This is a genomic window from Frankia sp. Allo2 (assembly GCF_000733325.1).
Classification (GTDB): Bacteria; Actinomycetota; Actinomycetes; order Frankiales; family Frankiaceae; genus Frankia; species Frankia casuarinae.
In genome coordinates, this window is record NZ_JPHT01000002.1 from 157841 (window position 1) to 180423 (window position 22583).

17 protein-coding genes are annotated in these 22583 nt (G+C 70.0%); 15 read left to right on the top strand and 2 right to left on the bottom strand.

What is annotated here, in order from left to right:
• From ALLO2_RS02965 to ALLO2_RS03035, 15 genes are all read left to right on the top strand, one after another.
• Positions 1 to 363 (top strand): NADH-quinone oxidoreductase subunit A, encoded by a 363-nt coding sequence (locus ALLO2_RS02965; RefSeq protein ID WP_011434998.1) that lies wholly within the window; start codon positions 1 to 3, stop codon positions 361 to 363.
• Positions 354 to 1169 (top strand): NADH-quinone oxidoreductase subunit B family protein, encoded by an 816-nt coding sequence (locus tag ALLO2_RS28025; protein ID WP_035729535.1) that lies wholly within the window; start codon positions 354 to 356, stop codon positions 1167 to 1169. Before ALLO2_RS02965 ends, ALLO2_RS28025 begins: the two co-directional genes overlap by 10 nt.
• A gap of 3 nt (positions 1170 to 1172) precedes the next feature.
• Positions 1173 to 1883, top strand: coding sequence for an NADH-quinone oxidoreductase subunit C (locus ALLO2_RS02975; RefSeq protein WP_011435000.1), 711 nt, complete (start codon positions 1173 to 1175; stop codon positions 1881 to 1883).
• Positions 1884 to 1971: 88 nt separating this feature from the next.
• On the top strand, positions 1972 to 3420 hold the full coding sequence (locus tag ALLO2_RS02980; protein ID WP_035729537.1) for an NADH-quinone oxidoreductase subunit D: 1449 nt from the start codon (positions 1972 to 1974) through the stop codon (positions 3418 to 3420).
• On the top strand, positions 3420 to 4208 hold the full coding sequence (nuoE, locus tag ALLO2_RS02985; protein ID WP_011435002.1) for an NADH-quinone oxidoreductase subunit NuoE: 789 nt from the start codon (positions 3420 to 3422) through the stop codon (positions 4206 to 4208). Before ALLO2_RS02980 ends, nuoE begins: the two co-directional genes overlap by 1 nt.
• Before the next feature lie 2 nt (positions 4209 to 4210).
• A complete protein-coding gene (nuoF, locus tag ALLO2_RS02990) occupies positions 4211 to 5542 on the top strand; it encodes an NADH-quinone oxidoreductase subunit NuoF (RefSeq protein ID WP_011435003.1) in 1332 nt (443 codons plus the stop codon).
• Positions 5543 to 5547: 5 nt separating this feature from the next.
• Positions 5548 to 8055 (top strand): NADH-quinone oxidoreductase subunit G, encoded by a 2508-nt coding sequence (locus ALLO2_RS02995; protein ID WP_023839798.1) that lies wholly within the window; start codon positions 5548 to 5550, stop codon positions 8053 to 8055.
• Positions 8052 to 9401, top strand: a complete 1350-nt coding sequence (nuoH, locus tag ALLO2_RS03000) for an NADH-quinone oxidoreductase subunit NuoH (RefSeq protein WP_011435005.1) — start codon at positions 8052 to 8054, stop codon at positions 9399 to 9401. The genes ALLO2_RS02995 and nuoH overlap by 4 nt, the downstream gene beginning before the upstream one ends.
• A 3-nt stretch (positions 9402 to 9404) precedes the next feature.
• On the top strand, positions 9405 to 10058 hold the full coding sequence (gene nuoI, locus ALLO2_RS03005) for an NADH-quinone oxidoreductase subunit NuoI (protein ID WP_011435006.1): 654 nt from the start codon (positions 9405 to 9407) through the stop codon (positions 10056 to 10058).
• Positions 10055 to 10858: an NADH-quinone oxidoreductase subunit J gene (locus ALLO2_RS03010; protein WP_011435007.1), complete on the top strand. Its 804-nt coding sequence runs from the start codon at positions 10055 to 10057 to the stop codon at positions 10856 to 10858. The genes nuoI and ALLO2_RS03010 overlap by 4 nt, the downstream gene beginning before the upstream one ends.
• Positions 10855 to 11154 carry an NADH-quinone oxidoreductase subunit NuoK gene (gene nuoK / locus ALLO2_RS03015; RefSeq protein ID WP_011435008.1) on the top strand — a complete coding sequence of 100 codons (300 nt, stop codon included), beginning with the start codon at positions 10855 to 10857 and terminating at the stop codon, positions 11152 to 11154. The genes ALLO2_RS03010 and nuoK overlap by 4 nt, the downstream gene beginning before the upstream one ends.
• Positions 11155 to 11344: 190 nt before the next feature.
• The gene (gene nuoL / locus ALLO2_RS03020; RefSeq protein WP_035729540.1) at positions 11345 to 13330 is read left to right on the top strand and encodes an NADH-quinone oxidoreductase subunit L; all 1986 of its coding nucleotides are present in this window, start codon (positions 11345 to 11347) and stop codon (positions 13328 to 13330) included.
• Between the two features lies 1 nt (position 13331).
• Positions 13332 to 14975 carry an NADH-quinone oxidoreductase subunit M gene (locus ALLO2_RS03025; protein ID WP_035729542.1) on the top strand — a complete coding sequence of 548 codons (1644 nt, stop codon included), beginning with the start codon at positions 13332 to 13334 and terminating at the stop codon, positions 14973 to 14975.
• A gap of 41 nt (positions 14976 to 15016) precedes the next feature.
• A complete protein-coding gene (gene nuoN, locus ALLO2_RS03030) occupies positions 15017 to 16552 on the top strand; it encodes an NADH-quinone oxidoreductase subunit NuoN (protein ID WP_011435011.1) in 1536 nt (511 codons plus the stop codon).
• A 7-nt stretch (positions 16553 to 16559) separates the two neighbouring features.
• On the top strand, positions 16560 to 17576 hold the full coding sequence (locus ALLO2_RS03035) for a polyprenyl synthetase family protein (protein ID WP_011435012.1): 1017 nt from the start codon (positions 16560 to 16562) through the stop codon (positions 17574 to 17576).
• A gap of 1725 nt (positions 17577 to 19301) precedes the next feature.
• Here the strand turns inward: ALLO2_RS03035 and ALLO2_RS03045 are convergent.
• Both ALLO2_RS03045 and ALLO2_RS03050 read right to left on the bottom strand, forming a co-directional pair.
• Positions 19302 to 20363, bottom strand: a complete 1062-nt coding sequence (locus ALLO2_RS03045) for a 2-oxoacid:ferredoxin oxidoreductase subunit beta (RefSeq protein WP_011435014.1) — start codon at positions 20361 to 20363, stop codon at positions 19302 to 19304.
• The gene (locus ALLO2_RS03050; protein ID WP_011435015.1) at positions 20360 to 22246 is read right to left on the bottom strand and encodes a 2-oxoacid:acceptor oxidoreductase subunit alpha; all 1887 of its coding nucleotides are present in this window, start codon (positions 22244 to 22246) and stop codon (positions 20360 to 20362) included. The genes ALLO2_RS03045 and ALLO2_RS03050 overlap by 4 nt, the downstream gene beginning before the upstream one ends.
• Between the last annotated feature and the right edge of the window lie 337 nt (positions 22247 to 22583).

Genomic DNA, 22583 nt, shown 5'->3' on the forward strand with positions numbered 1-22583 from the left:
ATGCTCTCGAACTATGTGCCGATCCTCGTTCTGCTCGTGATCGCGGCCCTGTTCGCGGTCGGTTCGGTCGCGGCCGGTGCGCTGATCGGCCCGCGCCGGTTCAACCGTGCGAAGATCGACGCATACGAGTGCGGGATCGAACCCTCCCCGGCCCCGGCCGGACCGCAGCGTTTCCCGGTGAAGTACTACAACACCGCGATGCTCTTCATCGTCTTCGACATCGAGATTATCTTCCTCTTCCCCTGGGCGGTCGCCTTCGACAGTCTGGCGGTATTCGGTCTCGGCGCGATGGCGTTGTTCATGGCGACCATTTTCGTCGCGTACGCCTACGAGTGGCGGCGTGGAGGTCTGGAATGGGACTAGAGGAGAAGCTGCCGGGCGGTGTGCTTCTCGCCAGCGTCGAGAAGCTCGCCAACTGGTCACGGCGCTCGTCGCTGTGGCCGGCGACCTTCGGGTTGGCCTGCTGCGCGATCGAGATGATGTCGACGGGAGCCGGCCGCTACGACCTGTCCCGATTCGGCATGGAGGTCTTCCGGGCCAGCCCGCGCCAGGCCGATCTCATGATCGTTGCCGGCCGGGTGAGTCAGAAGATGGCGCCGGTGCTGCGGCAGATCTACGACCAGATGCCCGAGCCCAAGTGGGTGCTGTCGATGGGTGTCTGCGCCAGCAGCGGCGGCATGTTCAACAACTACGCGATCGTGCAGGGTGTGGACCACATCGTCCCGGTCGACATGTACCTCCCCGGCTGCCCACCGCGGCCGGAGATGCTCATGGATGCCATCATCAAGCTGCACGAGAAGATCCTCGCCGGCCCGATCTCTGGCCGGATCGAGCACACGAAGATCGGCTCCTCGCCGTATCCGAAACCCATCGAGGTGGCCACCGCCCGGGCCGGTCTGCCGGAGGGCGCGTTCGACACCCGGACCCTCTCGGTGAACGACCGCAAGCGCTTCTCGATCCCGGCCGGGGCGCCGGCGCCGACGGGTGGCGGGGCGGTCGAACCCGCCCTGGACNCCCGCCGCCCCGCCGCCCTCGCGCCGCCGTCGGTGTTCGGGCGCGCCAAGCGGATACCGGTCGACCCCAAGCCGAGTGACGAGGCCCGGGCGCACGGGCCCGGTCCAACCACCGAGAGCATCGGTGATGTCGACGGCCCGGATCGGGGGATCTAGGCAGTGAGCGACGAGAGCACAGCCTCCGCCGACCTGATACCGGGCGCCGCCGGCGTGCCCGGCGGTCCGGGTGGGCAGCGCCGGGACGCGTTCGGCGCCGGTGACAGCGGTGACACCTCCGGGTTCGGCGGGCTCGTCACGCCCGTTCCGATCCTGAGCTCCACCGCCCGCCCGTTCGGTGACGCCGACGCCGACGCCGTCTACGACGCGCTCGAACGTGCCTTCCCCCAGCTCGGCGACGCCGTCGAACGGGTGGTGGTGGACCGCGGGGAGCTGACCGTCCACGTGCGCCGGGAGAGCCTCGTCGCCGTCGGGCAAACCCTGCGCGACGACCCCGACCTGCGGTTCGAGCTGCTGTCCTCGCTGTCCGGCGTGGACTACCCGGACGACGTCACCGGCCGTCGCCTGCACTCGGTGGCCCACCTGACCTCGATGACGCACCGTCGCCGGGTCCGGGTCGAGGTGTCCGTCACCGACGCCGATCCCACCGTGCCGAGCCTGACCTCGGTGTGGCCCACCGCGGACTGGCACGAGCGCGAGACCTACGACATGTTCGGCATCGTCTACACGGGTCATCCGGGCCTGACCCGGATCATGATGCCGGACGACTGGATCGGGCACCCGCAGCGCAAGGACTACCCGCTGGGGGGCATCCCCGTCGACTACAAGGGTGCCACGATCCCGCCGCCAGACGAGCGCCGGAGCTACTCGTGACCCCGCGTCCGGCCCCGGCCGGCCGGCGGCACCGCCAAGGCGATATCCCACGAGGCGACATCCCACGAGGCGACATCCGAGGTTCGCTATGACGACCAACACGTCGACTTCCTCCACCACGGACGATCTGACCACCGGGGCTCCCAACGGCACCGGGGCCCCCGACGGCGCGAACGGCGTCGGGGGCCCGACCGGGACCGTCGGCGGACCCGGGGAGCATCCGGCCTACGAGGCCGGCTTCACCGAGTCGGCGAACGGGCGGGTCTACACCGTCACCGGCAGCGACTGGGAGCAGATCCTCGGCGTCGGCGAGGAGGAGAACGAGCGGATCGTCGTCAACATGGGGCCGCAGCACCCGTCGNCCCACGGGGTGCTCCGCCTGGTCCTGGAGATCGAGGGCGAGACGGTCACCGAGACCCGCCTCGTCATCGGCTACCTGCACACCGGCATCGAGAAGAGCTGTGAGTACCGCACCTGGACTCAGGCGGTCACCTTCCTCACCCGGGCGGACTACCTCTCGCCGCTGTTCAACGAGGCGGCCTACTGCCTGTCGGTGGAGAGGCTGCTGGGCATCACCGAGCAGGTACCCGAGCGGGCCACGGTGATCCGGGTGATGGTGATGGAGCTCCAGCGGATCGCCTCGCACCTGGTGTGGCTCGCGACCGGCGGCATGGAGCTCGGCGCCNCCACCGCCATGATCTTCGGTTTCCGGGAGCGGGAGAAGGTCCTCGACCTGCTCGAGCTCATCACCGGGCTGCGGATGAACCACGCCTACATCCGGCCCGGGGGCCTCGCCCAGGATCTCCCCGACGGCGCCGAGCGGGCCATCCGGGCGTTCCTCGCGGACATGCCGAAGCGGATCAGGGAGTATCACGCGCTGCTCACCGGCCAGCCAGTCTGGAAGGCCCGGATGGTCGACGTCAACGTTCTCGACGCGGCCGGCTGCATCGCGCTGGGGACCACGGGCCCGGTGTTGCGCGCCGCGGGCCTGCCGTGGGACCTGCGCAAGACCATGCCCTACTGCGGCTACGAAACCTACGAGTTCGACGTGCCGACCGCGCTGGAGGGCGACTCCTTCGCCCGCTACCTGGTGCGGCTGGAGGAGATGGGCGAGTCACTCAAGATCGTTGATCAGTGTCTGGACCGGCTGCGTCCCGGCCCGGTCATGGTCGCCGACAAGAAGATCGCCTGGCCGTCCCAGCTTTCTGTCGGGTCCGACGGGACGGGCAACTCACTCGCGTACATCCGGAAGATCATGGGGACCTCGATGGAGGCCCTGATCCATCACTTCAAGCTGGTGACCGAGGGATTCCGCGTCCCGGCCGGTCAGGTCTACACCCAGATCGAGTCGCCGCGCGGAGAGCTCGGCTACCACGTGGTCAGCGACGGCGGCACGAGACCCTTCCGCGTCCACGTGCGGGATCCAAGCTTCGTCAACCTGCAGGCCGTCCCGGCGCTGACCGAGGGCGGCCAGGTGGCGGACGTGATCGTCGGGGTCGCCTCAGTCGACCCGGTGCTCGGGGGAGTTGATCGTTGATGGCGTTCTCGCCGGAGACCCATGCGGCCGCGCAGGAGATCATCGCCAGGTACCCAGCCGGCCGATCCCGTTCGGCCCTGCTCCCGCTGCTGCACCTGGTACAGGCCGAGCAGGGATGCGTGACCGCGCAGGGCGTCGCGTTCTGCGCGGACGTGCTGGGCATCACCCGGGCCGAGGTCGGCGCGGTGGCGACCTTCTACACGATGTACAAGCGGCATCCGGTCGGGGACTACCTCGTCTCGGTCTGCACGAACCTGTCGTGCGCGCTGCTCGGTGGCGAGGACGTCTACGAGCGGGTCTCGAAGCTCCTCGGGGTCGGCCATGACGAGACGACGCCGGACGGGTCGATCACCCTCGAGCACGCCGAGTGCCTCGCGGCCTGCGACTACGCACCGGTCATGACGGTGAACTACGAGTTCTACGACCAGGTCGACCCCGACTCCGCCCAGGCGATCGTCGAGGACCTGCGAGCGGGGCGGCGGCCGGCGCCGACCCGCGGCGGTCCGCTGTGCTCGTTCGCCGAGGTCTCCCGCCAGCTCGCCGGGTTCGGCGATCCGAGACCGGAGGGCGTCGCGGGCCCGGGGGTCGGCGAGCCGTCGGTCGTGGGTCTCCTCGTGGCCGAGGCGGCCGGCTGGAGCGCCGAGCAGGCGCCCGCGCCGCTGGTCACCCACGGCGTGGTGGCCGACGCGGCGGCGCCGCGGCCCGCCGCCCCACCGCCTGCCGGGCCGCCGCCCGCGGTGGTTCCAGCGCCGACGACCCCGGCCTCCTCGGAACGGAAGGGGAGCTGACAATGCCCGTCACCCCGGTCCTCACCCGGCGCTGGAACACGCCGGAGTCGTGGACGATCGAGACCTACACCCGCCTCGACGGCTACACCGCGCTGCGCACCGCCTTCGCGATGGCCCCGGACGACCTCATCAAGCTGGTGAAGGACTCCGGGCTGCGGGGGCGCGGCGGCGCCGGCTTCCCCACCGGGATGAAGTGGGGCTTCATCCCGCAGGGCGACGGCAGGCCGCACTACCTCGTCATCAACGCCGACGAGGGGGAGCCGGGCACCTGCAAGGACGCGCCGCTGATGATGGCGGACCCGCACTCGCTCATCGAGGGGATCATCATCGCGGCCTACGCGGTGCGGGCCGGCCGGGCGTTCGTCTACCTGCGCGGCGAACTGATCCACGCGGCCCGTCGGCTGCAGGCCGCCGTGGCCGAGGCCTACCGGGCCGGCTACCTCGGCCGGGACATCCTCGGCAGCGGCTTCGACCTCGACCTCGTCGTGCACTCCGGCGCGGGCGCCTACATCTGCGGCGAGGAGACAGCCCTGCTCGACTCCCTGGAGGGCCGTCGCGGCCAGCCGCGGCTGCGCCCGCCGTTCCCCGCGACGCACGGCCTGTACGCCTCCCCGACGGTGGTCAACAACGTCGAGACGATCGCGTCGGTGCCGTACATCGTGAACTACGGCGTGGACTGGTTCCGGTCAATGGGCCGGGAGCGCTCGCCGGGGCCGAAGATCTACAGCCTGTCCGGGCACGTGACCCGGCCCGGCCAGTACGAGGCCCCGATGGGCACCACGCTGCGGGAGCTGCTCGACTTGGCCGGCGGCGTGCGGGGCGGTCACGGGCTCAAGGCGTGGACCCCGGGCGGGTCGTCCACTCCGATGCTGACCGCCGAGCACCTCGACGCGCCGCTCGACTTCGAGGGCATGCAGGAGGCCGGGTCGCTGCTTGGCACGGCCGCACTCATGATCATGGATGACACGGTCGACATGCTCAAGGTCGTCCGCCGGCTCACCCAGTTCTACGCGCACGAGTCGTGCGGCAAGTGCACTCCGTGCCGCGAGGGCACCACCTGGATGGTGCAGATCCTGTCCCGGATGGAACGGGGCCAAGGCGACGCCGAGGACGTGGACACCCTCGTCGACGCCTGCGACAACATCTTCGGCCGGGCATTCTGCGCGCTGGCCGACGGGGCCACCTCCCCGATCGTCTCGGGGATCAAGTACTTCCGGGACGAGTTCATCCCGGTGAGTGCGGTGACCACGAAGCCGAACCCCACCCCGGGAGACGCCACGGCCGGCGACGGCTCGCCCGCGTCCGCCCCGGGTGCCTACGCGGGNGCGCACTGACCATCATGACCGTCGCCCCATCCAGGCCTCGCGCCTCCGAGCCGGCCCAGCCGGCCGCACCCGACCTCATCACCCTCACCATCGACGGGCTGTCGGTGAGCGTGCCCAAGGGCACCCTCATCATCCGCGCGGCCGAGCTGCTCGGCATCGAGATCCCGCGGTTCTGCGACCATCCGCTCCTCGACCCCGTCGGAGCCTGCCGGCAGTGCATCGTCGAGGTGGAGGGCCAGCGCAAGCCGGTCGCCTCCTGCACCACGACGGTGGCCGCCGACATGGTCGTGAAGACCCAGCTGACCTCGCCGGTCGCCCGCAAGGCCCAGGCCGGCACGCTTGAGTTCCTGCTCCTCAACCATCCGCTCGACTGCCCGATCTGCGACAAGGGCGGCGAGTGCCCGCTGCAGAACCAGTCGATGGCGAACGGCGGCGCGGTCTCCCGGTTCAAGGAGACCAAGCGGGTGTACCCGAAGCCGCTGGCGATCTCCACCGAGATCCTGCTGGACCGGGAGCGCTGCGTGCTGTGTGCCCGCTGCACCCGGTTCTCCGCCCAGATCGCCGGGGACCCGTTCATCGAGCTGTTCGAGCGGGGCGCCGCCGAGCAGGTCGCGGTGAGCGACGGGCAGCCGTTCTCCTCCTACTTCTCCGGCAATACCGTGCAGATCTGCCCAGTGGGGGCGTTGACCAGCGCCGCCTACCGCTTCCGGGCCCGGCCCTTCGACCTGGTCTCCACGCCCACGGCGTGCGAGCACTGCGCGTCGGGCTGCTCCCTGCGCACCGACCACCGCCGGGGCAGGGTGACCCGTCGCCTCGCCGGCGACGACCCGGCGGTGAACGAGGAGTGGAACTGCGACAAGGGCCGGTTCGCCTTCACCTACGCGCGCGCGGCCGATCGGCTCACCACCCCGCTGATCCGCGACGACGACACCGGGCAGCTCGTCCCGGTCTCCTGGAGCGAGGCGCTCAAGTACGCCGCGCGGGGGCTGGCCGAGTGCCGGGACCGGCGCGGGGTCGGGGTGCTCACCGGCGGGCGGCTGACCCGCGAGGACGCCTACGCCTACGCGAAGTTCACCCGGGTGGCGCTGGCCAGCAACGACGTGGACTTCCGGGCCCGGCCGCACTCCGCCGAGGAGGAGCAGTTCCTCGGGTATGCCGTCGCCGGTACCGGCATCGGCGTCACCTACGCCGATCTCGAGGCCGCCCCGGCCGTGCTCCTGGTGGCCTTCGAACCGGAGGAGGAGTCGCCCATCGTCTTCCTGCGGCTGCGTAAGGCCGTGGACAAGCACGCCGCGGCCGTGCACGCGCTCGCCCCCCTGGCGAGCCGGGGGCTGACCAAGCTCGCCGGCACCCTCGTGCCGACGCGGCCGGGCGAGGAGGCGGCCGTCCTCGACGCGCTCGCCGCCCCCGACCGGGGCGGGCCGGAAGCACCGACCACGCGGGCCCTGCGGGCGCCGGGGGCGGTGATCCTGGTGGGCGAGCGGGCCGCGGAGTTCCCCGGGGCCCTGTCCGCGGCCGTCCGGCTGGCCGAGGCGACGGGTGCCTCGCTCGCCTGGGTTCCGCGGCGGGCCGGTGACCGCGGCGCGGTCTCGGCCGGACTGCTTCCCTCGCTGCTGCCCGGCGGTCGCCCGGTCACGGATGCCGCCGGGCGCGCCGAGGTCGAGGAGGTCTGGGGGGGTCCGCTGCCCGGCGCGCCCGGCCGCGACACCGACGGCATGCTGGCTGCCGCCGCGGCCGGGCGGCTCGACGGGATGATCGTCGCCGGCGTTGACGCGGAGGACCTGCCGAATCCGGCGAGTGCGCTCGCGACGCTCGCCCGGATGCCGTTCTGCGTCTCGATCGAGCTGCGCCGGTCGTCGATCGCCGAGGTCGCGGACGTGGTTCTGCCCATCGCCCCGGTGGCGGAGAAGGCCGGCTCGTTCGTCGACTGGGAGGGCCGGCTGCGACCGTTCCAGCGGGCCCTGGACACCCCGGCCCTGCCAGACGTCCGGGTGTTGCACCTGCTTGCCGCCGAGATGGGCCTCGACCTCGGCCTGCCCGACGCCGGCGCGGCCGCCCGCGAGCTGCGCGCCCTGGGTCGGGCCGGCGACGGCGTGAGCCGGGTGCCCGCACCGTCGGAGCCGATCGCCGAGCCGCCCGTCGCGGGGGTGGGTGAGGCGGTGCTCGCGACCTGGCACCAGCTCGTCGACGACGGCGCTCTGCAGGCCGACGAGCCCTACCTGGCGGGCACCGCGCGCCCGGCGGTGGCCCGCCTGTCCGCCGCGACCGCCGCCGAGATCGGCGCCGTGGCCGGGAGACGGGTGACCATCACGGCCTCCCGTGGCTCGATCACCCTGCCCGTCGAGGTCACGGCGATGCCCGACCGGGTGGTCTGGGTGCCGACCCACTCGCCGGGCTCGCACGTGCGCCGGGCGCTCGCCGGGGACGCCGGGGTCCTCGTCCGGGTGGGCCCCGCCGAGGACGATCCCCCTGCCGAGGACGGCACCCCCGCCGGGGACGACACTCCCGGAGGCCGCGCATGAGCGCCACCCCGTCCACGCTCGTCTGGGCCGCGGCCGCGGATCCGGACCTGCACGCGTTCGCCGACGACCCGTTCTGGCTGATCCTGCTCAAGGCCGTGGCGGTGTTCGCCTTCCTGCTGCTGATGACGCTGTTCGCGATCGTGTTCGAGCGCAAGGTCGTCGCGAAGATGCAGCAGCGGGTCGGCCCGAACCGCCACGGCCCGAGGGGCTGGCTGCAGAGCCTCGCCGACGGCGCCAAGCTGATGCTCAAGGAAGACCTCATCCCGGTACTCGCCGACAAGCCGATCTTCATCCTGGCGCCGATCGTCTCCGCGGTGCCGGCGTTCCTCGCCTTCGCGGTGATCCCCTTCGGCCCGGAGGTCTCGATCTTCGGGGAGCGGACCACGCTGCAACTGGCGGACCTGCCGGTGAGCGTGCTCTACCTGCTGGCAGCCGCCTCCCTCGGCGTCTACGGGCTCATTCTGTCGGGCTGGTCGAGCGGGTCCACCTACCCGCTGCTCGGCTCGCTGCGTTCGGCCGCGCAGATCATCTCCTACGAGGTCGCGATGGGGCTCGCGTTCGTCGCGGTGTTCATCTACGCCGGCACGCTGTCGACCTCCGGCATCGTGGCGGGCCAGTCGGGTCGCTGGTACATCGTGCTGGTGCCGTCGTTCGTCCTGTACTGCATCTCGATGGTCGGCGAGACGAACCGGACCCCCTTCGACCTCCCCGAGGCCGAGGGCGAACTGGTCGGCGGGTTCCACACCGAGTACAGCTCCATCAAGTTCGCGTTCTTCTTCCTGGCCGAGTACATCAACATGGTCACCGTCTCGGCGATCGCGACGACCTTGTTCCTCGGGGGCTGGCAGCCTCCGCCCATCCCCGGCCTGTCCGGTCTGAACTCCGGCTGGGTTCCGCTGATCTGGTTCGTCCTCAAGCTGCTGGCGTTCCTGTTCTTCTTCATCTGGCTGCGCGGGACGCTGCCGCGGCTGCGGTACGACCAGTTCATGAGCTTCGGCTGGAAGGTGCTCATCCCGGTCGGTCTGGTCTGGGTGCTGGCCGTCGCGACCTTCCGCGTCTACCAGAAGCACGTGGACGACCGCACGCCCTGGCTCGTCGGGTTTGGCGTGGTCGTCGGCATCCTGCTGATCGTCGCGCTCATCGATCCCGGCGGCGCGAGGCACCAACGGGAGCTGGAGGAGGCCGAGCAGCGCAAGCTGGCCGAGGCGCCGAGCCTCGACCGCATCCCGTGGCCCCCCCCACCGCAGGCCGCTGGACGGGGTCGTCCGGCGGTGTCCGCCGGTGCCTCGGCCAATGGGTCGTCCACTGTCATCCCCGCGGACCCCGGTCCGCGTCAGGAGCGTTGAGTCATGGGGATCCTCGACCCGTACAAGGGGTTCGGCGTCACCTTCGGGACGATGTTCAAGAAGCCGACGACCGAGCAGTACCCGGAGGAAAAAAAGGAGACCGCTCCGCGTTTCCACGGCCGTCACCAGCTCAACCGGCATCCCGACGGCCTGGAGAAGTGTGTCGGGTGCGAGCTGTGCGCCTGGGCGTGCCCGGCCGATGCGATCTATGTCGAGGGCGCGGACAACACCGAGGCCGAGCGGTACTCCCCGGGCGAGCGGTACGGCCGCGTTTACCAGATCAACTACCTGCGGTGCATCCTGTGCGGGCTGTGCATCGAGGCCTGCCCCACCCGGGCGCTGACGATGTCCAACGACTACGAGCTCGCCGACGACAGCCGACAGGATCTGATCTTCACCAAGGAACAGCTGCTCGCTCCGCTGCGCGAGGGTATGGAGGCGCCGCCGCATCCGATGCGGCTCGGCTCCAGCGAGACCGACTACTACACTCGCGACCCCGACGCCCCGCTGCCCTGGCAGGCCTCGGGGCAAGAGCAGGTCGCGGGGCAGGCCGCGGAGCTGGAGGCAGCAGACGTCATTGCCCGGCGGACGGCGGGCGAGCACTCCCGGGCGGATGAGGTTCCCGCCCACGGCGCCGGTTCGGAGCGACCACGATGAACCACGAGATCCTCGCCGCGGCGGGGGACATCACCAGCACCTCCACCGGTGAGGCCGCGACCTTCTGGATTCTCTCGCCGGTCGCGGTGCTGGCCGCACTCGGCATGGTGATGGTCCGCAGCGCCGTGCACTCGGCGTTGCTGCTGGTGGCCAACCTGTTCTGCGTCGCGGTGTTCTACCTGATTCAGGAGGCACCGTTCCTCGGGTTTGTGCAGATCATCGTCTACGCGGGCGCGATCATGGTGTTGTTCCTGTTCGTGCTGATGCTCGTCGGGGTCGACTCGTCCGACTCGTTGGTGGAGACCATCCGTGGTCAGCGCCTCGGCGCGATCGTCTTCGGCCTCGGCTTCGCGGGCCTGCTGGCCTTCCCGATCGGTTCGGCGATCGACGGCGGGAGCGCCAAGGGCCTGTCCGAGGCGAACACCGGCGGCAACGTCCAGGCGATCGGCCGTCTGCTGTTCACCGACTACGTCTTCGTCTTCGAGGCGATCTCGGCGCTGCTCGTCGTCGCCGCGATCGGCACGATGGTCCTCGGCCACCGGGAACGTGAAGGCGGCCGGATCAGCCAGCGGGAGTGGATGCGGCGGCGCTTCACCGAGGGCCGTCAGGTCACCCCGTTGCCCGGGCCGGGCGTCTTCGCCCGGCATGACTCCGCCGACACGCTAGGGCTGTTGCCGGGCGGCGGGCGCGCCTCGGGCATCGGGGGCGTCCCCGGGACGCCCGACGAGCCGGGCGGCGGCATCTCCCGGGACGCGGACGGCTCGGCGCCCGTCGGCGCCGGTAAGGGGGACGGTCGATGAACCCCGCGAACTATCTGATCCTCTCCGCGCTACTGTTCACCATCGGCACGGTCGGGGTCCTCGTCCGGCGCAACGCGATCGTCGTGTTCATGTCGGTGGAGCTCATGCTCAACGCCGTGAACCTGACCCTGGTCACGTTCTCCCGCATTCACGGGACCCTCGACGGGCAGATCATGGCCTTCTTCGTCATGGTCGTCGCCGCGGCCGAGGTCGTCATCGGCCTGGCCATCATCCTCAGCATCTTCCGAACCCGTCGCTCGGCGTCGGTGGATGACGTGAACCTGCTGAAGTACTAGATCCCAGCCAAGCACGAGTACGAGCGCGAGCACCAGATCTTGACCAGCACTCCCACCGCGGACCGGGTCGGGTGGACTCTCCGGTCCGCTCCCGCCGCCGGAACGCGGCTGCGACCGGCCGTCGGCCACGGAAGAACGGACGACACTGCAGTGACGCATTATCGCCAATGGCATCCGCGGCGGAGTCGCGATGAACGCTGACCCGCTTCTGCTCGCTGCCGCCGAACATGGCGGCAGCAAGATCCATTATGCGGCCGCGTCGGGGGTCTTCTCGCTGACCTGGCTGCTCATCGCGCTTCCATTGGCCGGAGCCGCGGTGCTGTTGCTCGGCGGTCGGCGGACCGACGGGTTCGGGCATCTGCTCGGCACACTGACCTCCGCCGCCAGCTTCGTGATCGGTCTGGTGCTGTTCGCCGGCCTGCTCGACCGCCCCGGTGACGACCGGGCGCTGTCCCAGCAGCTGTACTCCTGGATTCCGGTCAACGGTTTCCGGGTGGACGTCGGTCTGCTGGTCGACCAGCTCTCGGTCGTCTTCGTGCTGCTGATCACCGGGGTCGGGACACTGATCCACATCTACTCGATCGGCTACATGGCGCACGACCCGGCCCGGCGGAAGTTCTTCGCCTACATGAACCTCTTCCTGGCGTCGATGCTGCTGCTCGTCCTGGGCGACAACTTCCTGTCGCTCTATGCCGGCTGGGAGCTGGTCGGGCTGTCGTCCTTCCTGCTCATCAAGTTCTGGGAGTACAAGCCGGCCGCCGCCACCGCGGCGAACAAGGCCTTCTACATGAACCGGGTCGGGGACGTCGGGCTGGCGCTCGCGATCATGTTCATGTTCGCCACCGTCGGGTCGACGAGCTACGCCGACGTGTTCGGCTCGGCCGCCGCGGGCGTCATCGGTTACGGCACGATCACCGCGATCGCGCTGCTGCTCCTGCTCGCTGCGTGCGGCAAGTCCGGCCAGTTCCCGTTGCAGGCCTGGCTGCCGGACGCCATGGAGGGCCCGACCCCGATCTCCGCGCTCATCCACGCGGCGACCATGGTCACCGCCGGGGTCTATCTCATCGTGCGGGCCGGGCCGATCTTCAACGAGACGCAGGCCGCCCGTACCGTCGTGGTGATCATCGGGGCGGTCACGATCCTGATCGGCTGCGTCATCGGCTGTGCCTACGATGACATCAAGAAGGTGCTGGCCTACTCGACAGTCAGCCAGATCGGGTACATGTTCCTCGCGGTGGGGCTGGGACCGGCCGGCTACGCGATCGGCATCATGCACCTGCTCGCCCACGGCTTCTTCAAGGCCGGTCTGTTCCTCGGATCCGGCTCGGTGATCCACGCGATGAATGACGACCAGGACCTGCGTCACTACGGCGGGCTCTGGCGGNATATGAAGATCACCTGGGTGACCTTTGGTGTCGGCTACCTGGCGATCATCGGGTTCCCCGGGTTCTCCGGCTTCTTCACCAAGGACCGGATCATCGAGACCGCCTTCGACAAGGGCGGGACGTCGGGATACCTGCTCGGCTCGATCGCGCTGCTGGGCGCGGGCATCACCGCCTTCTACATGTCCCGCCTGTTTCTGATGACCTTCCACGGCAGGCCGCGCTGGACGACGGAGGGCGAGCACGCTCGGCATCCGCACGAGTCCCCGGGGTCGATGACCGGTCCGATGATCCTGCTGGCCGTCGGCTCGCTCCTCGCCGGTGGCCTGTTCGTCCTCGGCCATTCGCTGCAGGACTGGCTCGAACCGGTCGCCGGGGCGGGGGTCGAGGGNGTCCACACCTTCTCGCCGCTCGTCCTCACCCTGCTCACGCTGGTGGTCACCGCCGGCGGCTTTGCCGGGGCCTATGTGCGCTACCAGCTGCGCCCGGTCGAGGCGACGGCCCCGCCGGACTCCGAGGTCACCCTGGCCACCGTCGCCGCCCGTCACGACCTGTTCGCGAACACCTTCAACGAGACCGTCGCGATGCGGCCCGGCCAGTACCTGACCCGTTTCCTGGTCTGGCTGGACCTCGTCGGCGTTGACGGGCTCGTGCGGGGCAGCGCCGCCGCCATCGGCGGCCTGTCGGGGCGGATGCGCCGCCTCCAGACCGGCTTCGTCCGGTCCTACGCTCTGTCGATGTTGGGAGGTGCCGTCCTCGTGGTCGGCGCTCTGCTGCTGGTGAGGGCGGGCTGACATGCACACAGTCCCCTGGTTGACGATCATGTTGANCGTCCCGGCCGCGGGTGCGGTGGTCGTCGCCGCTCTGCCCCGCCGGCTGTCGACCCTCGCCAAGCAGCTCACCCTCGGGCTCTCGCTGGCGGTTCTGGTGCTCGCGGTCCTTGCGACCGCGGCCTACAACCCGGACAAGGCCGGCTTCCAGTTCGCCCAGTCCTACGACTGGATCAAAACCTTCGGCATCTCCTACTCGGTGGGGGCCGACGGCATCTCGCTGGTGCTGATCCTGCTTGCCGCGCTGCTGGTGCCGGTCGTGGTCCTGGCGTCCTGGGACGAGGCAGGCGCGGATGGCGGGACGACCGGTGCGACGGATCCGACCGGCGCGGCCGCCGTCGGCGCGGCCGCCGTCGGGGTGGACGGCGCCGGGACGCGGAGCAGGCGGTCGGTCCCGGCGTTCTTCGCGCTGCTGCTGGCGCTGGAGGCCGGGATGATCGGCGTGTTCGCCGCTACCGACGTCTTCCTGTTCTACGTCTTCTTCGAGGCGATGCTCATCCCGATGTACTTTCTCATCGGGAGCTACGGCCCGGTCCGGGAGCAGGCCCAGCGCTCCTACGCGGCGGTCAAGTTCCTGCTCTACAGCCTCTTTGGCGGCCTGCTGATGCTCGCTGCCGTGATCGGACTGTACGTCGTCTCCGCCGACAACCTCGGCAGCGGAACCTTCGACTTCGCCACCCTGCGGCAGATGGACATCACCCCCGGGGTGCAGAAGCTGCTGTTCCTCGGTTTCTTCCTGGCGTTCGCCATCAAGGCCCCCCTGTTCCCGTTCCACACCTGGCTGCCCGACGCCGGCGCGCAGTCGCCCACCGGCGGCGCGGTGCTGCTGGTCGGGGTGCTGGACAAGGTGGGCACGTTCGGACTGATCCGGTACTGCATCCCGCTGTTTCCCGACGCGGCCGACTACTTCGCCCCGCTGGTGCTTGGTCTGGCGGTGATCGGCATCTTCTACGGCGCCCTGCTCGCCATCGGGCAGCGGGACATGAAACGGCTGGTCGCCTACACCTCGCTGGCCCACTTCGGCTTCATCGCGCTGGGCACCTTCGCCTTCACCTCCCAGGCGGGCAGCGGCGCGGTGCTTTACATGGTCAACCACGGCCTGTCCACCGGCCTGCTTTTCATGGTCGTGGGCTTCCTGGTGGCGCGCCGCGGCACTCGTGACGTCGGTGCTTACGGCGGCCTGGCCAGGGTGACGCCGGTGCTTGCCGGGGTGTTCCTCGTCGCCGGACTGTCGTCGTTGGCGTTGCCTGGAACGAACAGCTTCGTCAGCGAGTTCCTGGTGCTGGTGGGGACGTTCACCCGGAACAGGCCGCTGGCGATCGTCGCGACCACCGGCATCGTGCTGGCCGCGATCTACATCCTGTACCTCTACCAGCGGACGATGACCGGACCGGTGGTGCACGAGGAGAACAAGGTCCTGGTCGACCTCAGCCTGCGCGAGAAGCTCGTCGTCGCCCCGATGGTCGCGCTCATCGTCGCGCTCGGGGTCTACCCCAAGCCGCTGCTCGACATCATCACGCCGACGGTGACGGCGACCTACGCCGATATCGGCAAGTCTGACCCGGCTCCGACGCACTCGGTGGCCGCGGAGTCCGGAGGCCACTCGTGAGCGCCACACCCGACCTTCTCCTGGCGCAGGGATCGAACCCGATGATCACACCGCCGTCGATCGAGTACTCCTCGCTCAGCCCGATCCTGATCGTGTTCGGGGTCGCGCTCGTCGGGGTGCTCGTCGACGCCTTCGCCACGAAGCGGGCCCGGCGGACCTTCCAACCGATCCTGGCGGGTGCGGGCTTCGTCGCCGCGCTCGTGGCCGTGGCGGTGCTGCACGGCCGGCAGGCCATCCTCGCCTCCGGTGCGCTGGCGATCGACGCGCCGACCTTGTTCATGCAGGGCACGATCCTGGTCTTCGCCCTGCTGTCGGTGCTGCTGGTGGCCGAACGCCAGCTTGACTCGTCCGGCGGGGCTATTGTGGCCTCGGCCGCGATCACCCCGGGCTCGAAGGGATCGACGGCGCAGCAGACCTCGGCAGACGTGCAGACCGAGGCGTATCCGCTGATGGTCTTCTCGGTCACCGGGATGATGCTCTTCGTCGCCTCGAACAACCTGCTAGTGATGTTCGTGGCGCTGGAGATCCTCTCGTTGCCGCTGTACCTGCTGGCCGGGCTCGCCCGGCGCCGTCGGCTGCTGTCGCAGGAAGCGGCGATGAAGTACTTCCTGCTCGGGGCGTTCTCCTCGGCCTTCTTCCTCTACGGCGTCGCGTTCGCCTACGGATTTGCCGGCAGCGTGGAGCTCGGGGCGGTCGCGGACGCGGTCAGCAACGCCGGTGCGAACGACACCTACCTCTATCTGTCGCTCGCGCTGCTGGCGGTGGGGCTGTTCTTCAAGATCGGCGCCGTGCCGTTCCACTCCTGGACGCCGGACGTCTACCAGGGCTCGCCGACGCCGGTTACCGCGTTCATGGCGGCGGGGACGAAGGTCGCCGCGTTCGGTGCCCTGTTGCGGGTCTTCTACGTCGCCTTCGGAGGGCTGCGCTGGGACTGGCGACCAATCCTGTGGACGATCGCCATCCTCACCATGGTGGTCGGCGCGGTGCTCGCCCTGACCCAGCGTGACATCAAGCGTATGCTGGCCTACTCGGCGATCGCGCACGCCGGGTTCCTGCTGGTGGGCCTCGCCGGCACCAACACCGACGGCCTGCGCGGCTCGATGTTCTACCTGGTGACCTACGGCTTCACGACGATCGCCGCCTTCGCCGTGGTCTCCCTGGTCCGTACCGGCGACGGCGAGGCCGGCGACCTGTCCCAGTGGCGGGGGCTCGGCAGGACCTCGCCCCTGCTGGCCGGGACGTTCTCGTTCCTGCTGCTCGCGCTCGCGGGGATCCCGCTGACGAGCGGGTTCACCGGGAAGTTCGCGGTGTTCCAGGCCGCGATCGCCGGGGACGCCACCCCGCTGGTAGTCGTTGCACTGGTGTGCAGCGCCATCGCCGCCTTCTTCTACGTGCGGGTCATCGTGCTGATGTTCTTCTCCGAGCCGCTTGCCGAGGGACCGGTGGTGGTGACCCGCCCGACGCTGACCTTCGCCGCGGTCGCCATCGGTACCGTGGCTACTCTTGTACTGGGAGTAGCGCCACAGCCACTCCTGGACCTCGCGACGACCGCCGCGACGTCCGGCTTCGTACGCTGACGGTGGTATGAGCGCTATCGGGCTGGACGTCGTGGGGATCAGGACCGATCCTGATCTGGAAAAGGCCGTGCGGGTGGGTCTCGCCCGGGTGGAGGATCTGCTGCGCGAGTCGGTGCGCAGCGAATCCGCCTTCGTGACCGAGACCTCCCGCCATCTTGTCGACGCGGGGGGGAAACGTTTCCGTCCGATCGTCGTGCTGCTGGCGGCGCAGTTCGCCGATCCCGAGGCCGTCGGCGTGGTGCCGGCGGCGGTGGCGATCGAACTCACCCATCTGTCGACGCTCTACCACGACGACGTGATGGACGAGGCGCCGCGGCGGCGGGGAGCGGCCTCCGCGAACACGCGGTGGACGAACACGGTCGCCATCCTCACCGGGGACTACCTGTTCGCCCGCGCTTCCGACATCACGGCGGACCTCGGCCCGGAGGCGACCCGCATCCTCGCCCGGACGATCGCGACCCTGTGCGAGGGGCAGATCCGGGAGACCGTGGGCCCGGCGCCCGGGCAGGACCCGGTCGAGCACTATCTGCGGGTCATCACGGACAAGACCGCCTCGCTGATCGCGACCTCGGGTCGGCTCGGTGCCATGCTGGCGGGCGCGGACCCGATCACCGTCGATACCCTCGCGACCTTCGGGGAGCTTTTCGGGGTGGCTTTCCAGCTGTCCGACGACATCATCGACGTTGCCTCGGACCCGGTGGACTCCGGCAAGACGCCCGGCACGGATCTGCGGGAGGGAATCCCGACCCTGCCGGTGCTCTACGCGCTGCAGGCCGACGACCGGGCGGCGGGACGGCTCCGGGAGCTCATCACCACCGGATTCGCCCCCGGCGACGGGAACACGGAGGACCGGGTGGGCGAGGCTCTCGATCTGCTACGCGGCCACGTGGGCATGGCCCGGGCCCGGGCGGAACTTATCTCCTGGTCGAGCCGGGCGCGGGAATGCCTCGCGTCGTTGCCGGACAACCCGGCGAAGACCGCCTTGGAGTCCCTCGCGGACTTCGTGGTTGACCGCACCGGCTGAGCGTGGTGTGGGGAGCGCCCGGAAATCCGGCGACCTGGCCGCATCTGGTGAGATCCGGCCAGGTCGCGAGGTCGCGAGGTCGCGAGGTCGCCAGGTCGCGAGGTCGCCAGGTCGTCCTGGGTCAGTGTCCCGACGCGACCGCCGCCGTGGCGGTGCTCGCGGACTGCGTACAGGTGTATGTGGTTCCGGCTGGGTCGGCGTGGCCCTTCGTGGCACCGGTCTGCGTATCGAAGAATGTCTCGAGCAGCGGAGTGACGTCGATCGGCGTTGGATGGAACGGCAGGGAGCCACCGGCCGAAGTCGGCGTCGGGCTCGTTGAGGGGGTCGGGTCGCCCCACGGCCACGAGTCGGTCGGCGACGGCGATGTCGTGGCCGCGCCGGCGCTCTCCGTCGGACTGGGCGCGATGGTACGCAGGTCGGTGGGGCTCGTGCTGGGTGAGCTGAGCTCGTCCCGCGGCGTCAGTGGCACGATCGGGATCGGCGAGGTGCCGGGGCCCAGATAGGCCTCGCCGGTGGCGTGGGAGGAACCTGACCGCCCGGACGGACTACCGGGGTGGGCGCCCAGGCCGGACTGGCTCGTGCTCGGCGCCAGCAGCGCCTGGGACGGAGTGGGCAAGGCGGCCTGCGGACGGTCGCGGGAGGCCTGCGTCTGGGAGGAACCGAAGGCGGTCCCGCCCGTGTACTGGACCCGAGGCGCCTCGCCGGCGTTCGGGCCGGTCGTGGCGCCCGTCGGATCGCCGCCCAGGGCTACGCCGGCGACCAGCGCGGACAGCCCGGCGAGCGAGACGGTTCCCGCCGCGGCGAGCCGCACCCGCCCGCTGCTTCGCCGATCGGCTGGTGCCCGGTGCGCGCCGGGCATCCGGCCGGGGCTCCCGGCGGACGGGTTCGTCGGATGGACGTCGGCGGGCCGGTGGCTCGCGGCGGGGGAGGCGGGCCCGGGAACGTGGAAGGGATTGTAGAGGGTGCCGAGGGTGCCGCCGGCTTGCACCCCGGCGGCGGCTGTCGTGGCTGTCGTGGCGAACCGTGGCCGGCCGGTCCGGGACAGCGTGTCCAGCGGCCGGCGACGCTGGGCGGCATCGCCGACCCGGCTGGCCGTGGCCTCCCGGGCCCGGCGGGCGGAGGNGCTCACCGACAGCGGGCCGGTAATCGTGTCGAGCTCGCCGGGTGGGGCGACCGGGGGCCGTGGCGGGGTCGGCGGTGGGAACGACGCGGCCGCCGCGGNGGAGGNCGTCGGCGCCGCGGCCGAATGGCGGCCGGTGGCCTGCCTGGCGGCTCCCTGGCGCTGGCGTGAATGCCGACCGGCCGAATGATTACCCACGGCGACCTCCGGGAGCGGTCCGGACGACGACGCCGACCGAGCCGCGGGGTTGCCCGGCGCGACCGGCCGTGATCGGAACGGTCANGTTGATGGTGCCCCTGGGCGAACGCGGACTCGCCACGGACCGCGGGCATAGGGCTCGATGAACCCGCACTGCGCCTCCGGCTGCATCGGTGTTGTGAGCCCCCCCGGGCCACACGGCACCCCCACGCGCGATGTCACCTTACCGGAAGGTGCCGGAGTGGCGCACTCCCCGGCAGATAGCTGCCAAGCGGCATTATCAATGACATAGTTCTGTGGTAATGCGGGCTCTGCCCGGCCGTCTGGGGCGCGGGGCCGCGCGCACGCCCCGGCCGGCCGGGCCACGGGCTGTGGAGTGCTGATCAGATCAGCGGACGGCTTTCAGATCACTCGATGGTCCAGGTCTCCCCACCAGCGACCAGCGACATCAGGTCCCCGTCGCCCTGGCGGGTCTTGGCGTCGGCGATCTGGGCGTTCAACGCCTCGTCGTAGGTCGGCGCGTCGACGTCGCGGAAGATGCCGATCGGGGTGACGCCGTGCGAGTCACCGGTGAGCCGGGACAGCGCGAACGCCTGGCTCGGATCGGCCGCCCAGGCGTCGTGGACGAGGACGTCCGGGCTGCCCGCCGGGACCACCTCGAGGCTGCCGTCCGGCGCCCGTCGAATGGCCTTGTCGCCCTCGGTGCCGAAGACGAGGGGCTCGCCGTGGGCCAGCTTCAGCGTCACGTCGTCCCGGCTGGTCCGGTCCTTGAGCGGGTCGAAGGCGCCGTCGTTGAAGATGTTGCAGTTCTGGAAGATCTCCACGAAGGCGGTGCCGGGGTGCTCCGCGGCCGCGCGCAGCACCGAGGTCAGGTGCGCCCGGTCGGAGTCGATGGACCGTCCGACGAACGTGGCCTCCGCCCCCAGCGCCAGCGACACGGGGTTGTACGGCCGGTCCAGCGAGCCGAACGGCGTCGACTTGGTGATCTTGCCGATCTCGGACGTGGGGGAGTACTGCCCCTTCGTCAGTCCGTAGATCCGGTTGTTGAACATGAGGATCTTCAGGTTGACGTTGCGGCGCAGCGCGTGCAGCAGGTGGTTCCCACCGATCGACAGGGCGTCGCCGTCCCCGGTGACGACCCAGACCGACAGGTCGGGACGGGAGGCGGCGAGCCCGGTGGCGATCGCCGGTGCCCGGCCGTGAATGGAGTGCATCCCGTACGTCTGCAGATAGTACGGGAACCGTGAGGAACAGCCGATTCCGGAGATGAAGACGATGTTCTCCCGGGCCACCCCGAGATCAGGCAGGAACCCCTGGACGGTGGCGAGAATGGCGTAGTCGCCACATCCCGGGCACCACCGCACTTCCTGGTCGGAGGTGAAGTCCTTGCGGCTCTGCTGGGCCGGCGCGGCCGGCACCAGGTCGAGCAGCCGGTTACTGATGCCGCTGCGATTCGTCGTGACGGTCACTGGTTGATCACGTCCTCCAAGACGCCCGCCAGCTCCGCGGCCTTGAAGGGCAGCCCGCGAACCTGGTTGTAGCCGATCGCGTCGACGAGGTACTCGGCCCGGATCAGGGTCCTTAGCTGCCCGAGGTTCATCTCGGGAATCAGCACCTTGTCATACGACCGCAGGATGTCCCCGGTGTTGGCGGGGAAGGGGTTGAGATGACGCAGGTGTGCCTGAGCGACGTGCATGCCCTTGGCGCGGACCCGGCGGCAGCCGGCCGCGATCGGGCCGTAGGTGGAGCCCCAGCCGAGGACGAGCAGCCGGGCCTGCCCGGACGGGTCCTCCACCTCCAGTGGCGCGACATCGTTCGCGATACCGTCGATCTTCGCCGCGCGCAGCCGCACCATCCGGTCGTGGTTGGCCGGATCGTAGGAGATGGCACCCTGGCCGTCCGACTTCTCGATGCCGCCGATGCGGTGCTCCAGGCCCGCCGTGCCGGGGACTGCCCACGGCCGGGCGAGGGTCTCCGGATCACGCAGGTAGGGCCAGAACTCCGGCCCCTTCGGCCCGGTGTGGTTCGGCTCGGTGGCGAAGGCGACGCTCAGGTCCGGCAGCTCCGAGCGGGTCGGCAGCAGCCACGGCTCCGAGCCGTTCGCCAGGTAGCCGTCGGAGAGCAGGAACACCGGCGTGCGGTACTTGGTAGCCAGGCGGGCGGCCTCGATCGCGGCGTTGAAGCAGTCCGCCGGGGAGCGCGGCGCGACGATCGGAACCGGAGCCTCGCCGTTGCGGCCGAACATCGCCTGGAGTAGATCGGCCTGTTCGGTCTTGGTGGGCAGGCCGGTGGACGGGCCGCCGCGCTGGATGTCGACGATCACGAGCGGCAGTTCGAGACTGACCGCGAGGCCGATGGTCTCGCTTTTGAGCGCGACACCCGGGCCGGAGGTCGTCGTCACGCCGAGTGATCCGCCGAAGGAGGCACCGAGCGCGGCGCCGATGCCGGCGATCTCATCCTCGGCCTGGAAGGTCCGCACGCCGAACCGCTTGTGCCGGCTCAGCTCGTGCAGGATGTCCGAGGCCGGGGTGATCGGGTAGGAGCCGAGGAACACCGGCAGGCCGGTCAGCTCGCCGGCGGCGATCAGACCGTAGGACAATGCCGTGTTCCCGGTGATCCGTCGGTAGGTACCAGCCTTCATCCGGGCCGGCGCCACCTCGTAGGTGACCGAGAAGGACTCGGTGGTCTCGCCGTAGTTGAAGCCGGCACGGAAGGCCGCGACGTTCGCCGCGGCGATCTCGGGCCGTTTGGCGAACTTCTTCTCCAGGAAGCCGACGGTGCTCTCGGTCGGCCGGTGGTACAGCCAGCTCATGAGGCCCAGGGCGAACATGTTCTTCGCTCGTTCGGCCTCCTTCTTGTTGACCCCGGCGCCGACACCCTCGGCGGCGTGCACCGCGTTGATGGTCATCGAGGTGAGCGGCACCCGATGCACCGTGTAGGCATCCAGCGTGCCGTCGGTCAGCGGATCCGTCGTATAGCCGGCTTTCTTGAGGTTGCCGCCGGTGAATGCATCGGTGTTGACAATGAGATTGGCCCCCGGCGGCAGATCCTTCAGATTCGCCTTCAGGGCCGCCGGGTTCATTGCAACCAGTACGTCCGGTGCGTCACCCGGGGTGAGAATGTCGTGATCGGAAAAATGTAGCTGGAAGCCGGACACACCGGCCGGCGTGCCGGCTGGGGCGCGGATTTCGGCAGGGAAGTCCGGAAGCGTCGACAGGTCATTGCCGAATGCTGCCGTCTCGCTGGTGAACTGTTCTCCGGTGAGCTGCATACCGTCGCCGGAGTCGCCCGCGAAGCGCACGACGACCCGGTCGAGCCGGCGGGTCTCCCTCTCCCTGACCTGCTCTGACACCTTCAGTGACCTCCTCGGGTACCGTTCCAGCCTACCGGCCGTATCAATGATGCGCGCGCACCGTGCCGCCGAGTTCGATCGCTCCATCCTCGTCGACGATCGACGATCGACCTCGGTCTCCGTAGCCGTCGCGCCGTATGGTGATTGTTTGCCAACTCTACGTATATAGTCTTTGTCGTTGCGATCGTCCGGCTGGCGTGTCTTGACCCTGATATCGCTGGTCAGAAGGGGTGTACCGCCCGATGGAGGTGATCGGCCGGATCCGGTTCAATGCGCTTCCGGTAATGCTTTCCACAATTTCGGGGGAGGCCCGGCCTGTCAGGGAATCGACAGGGTG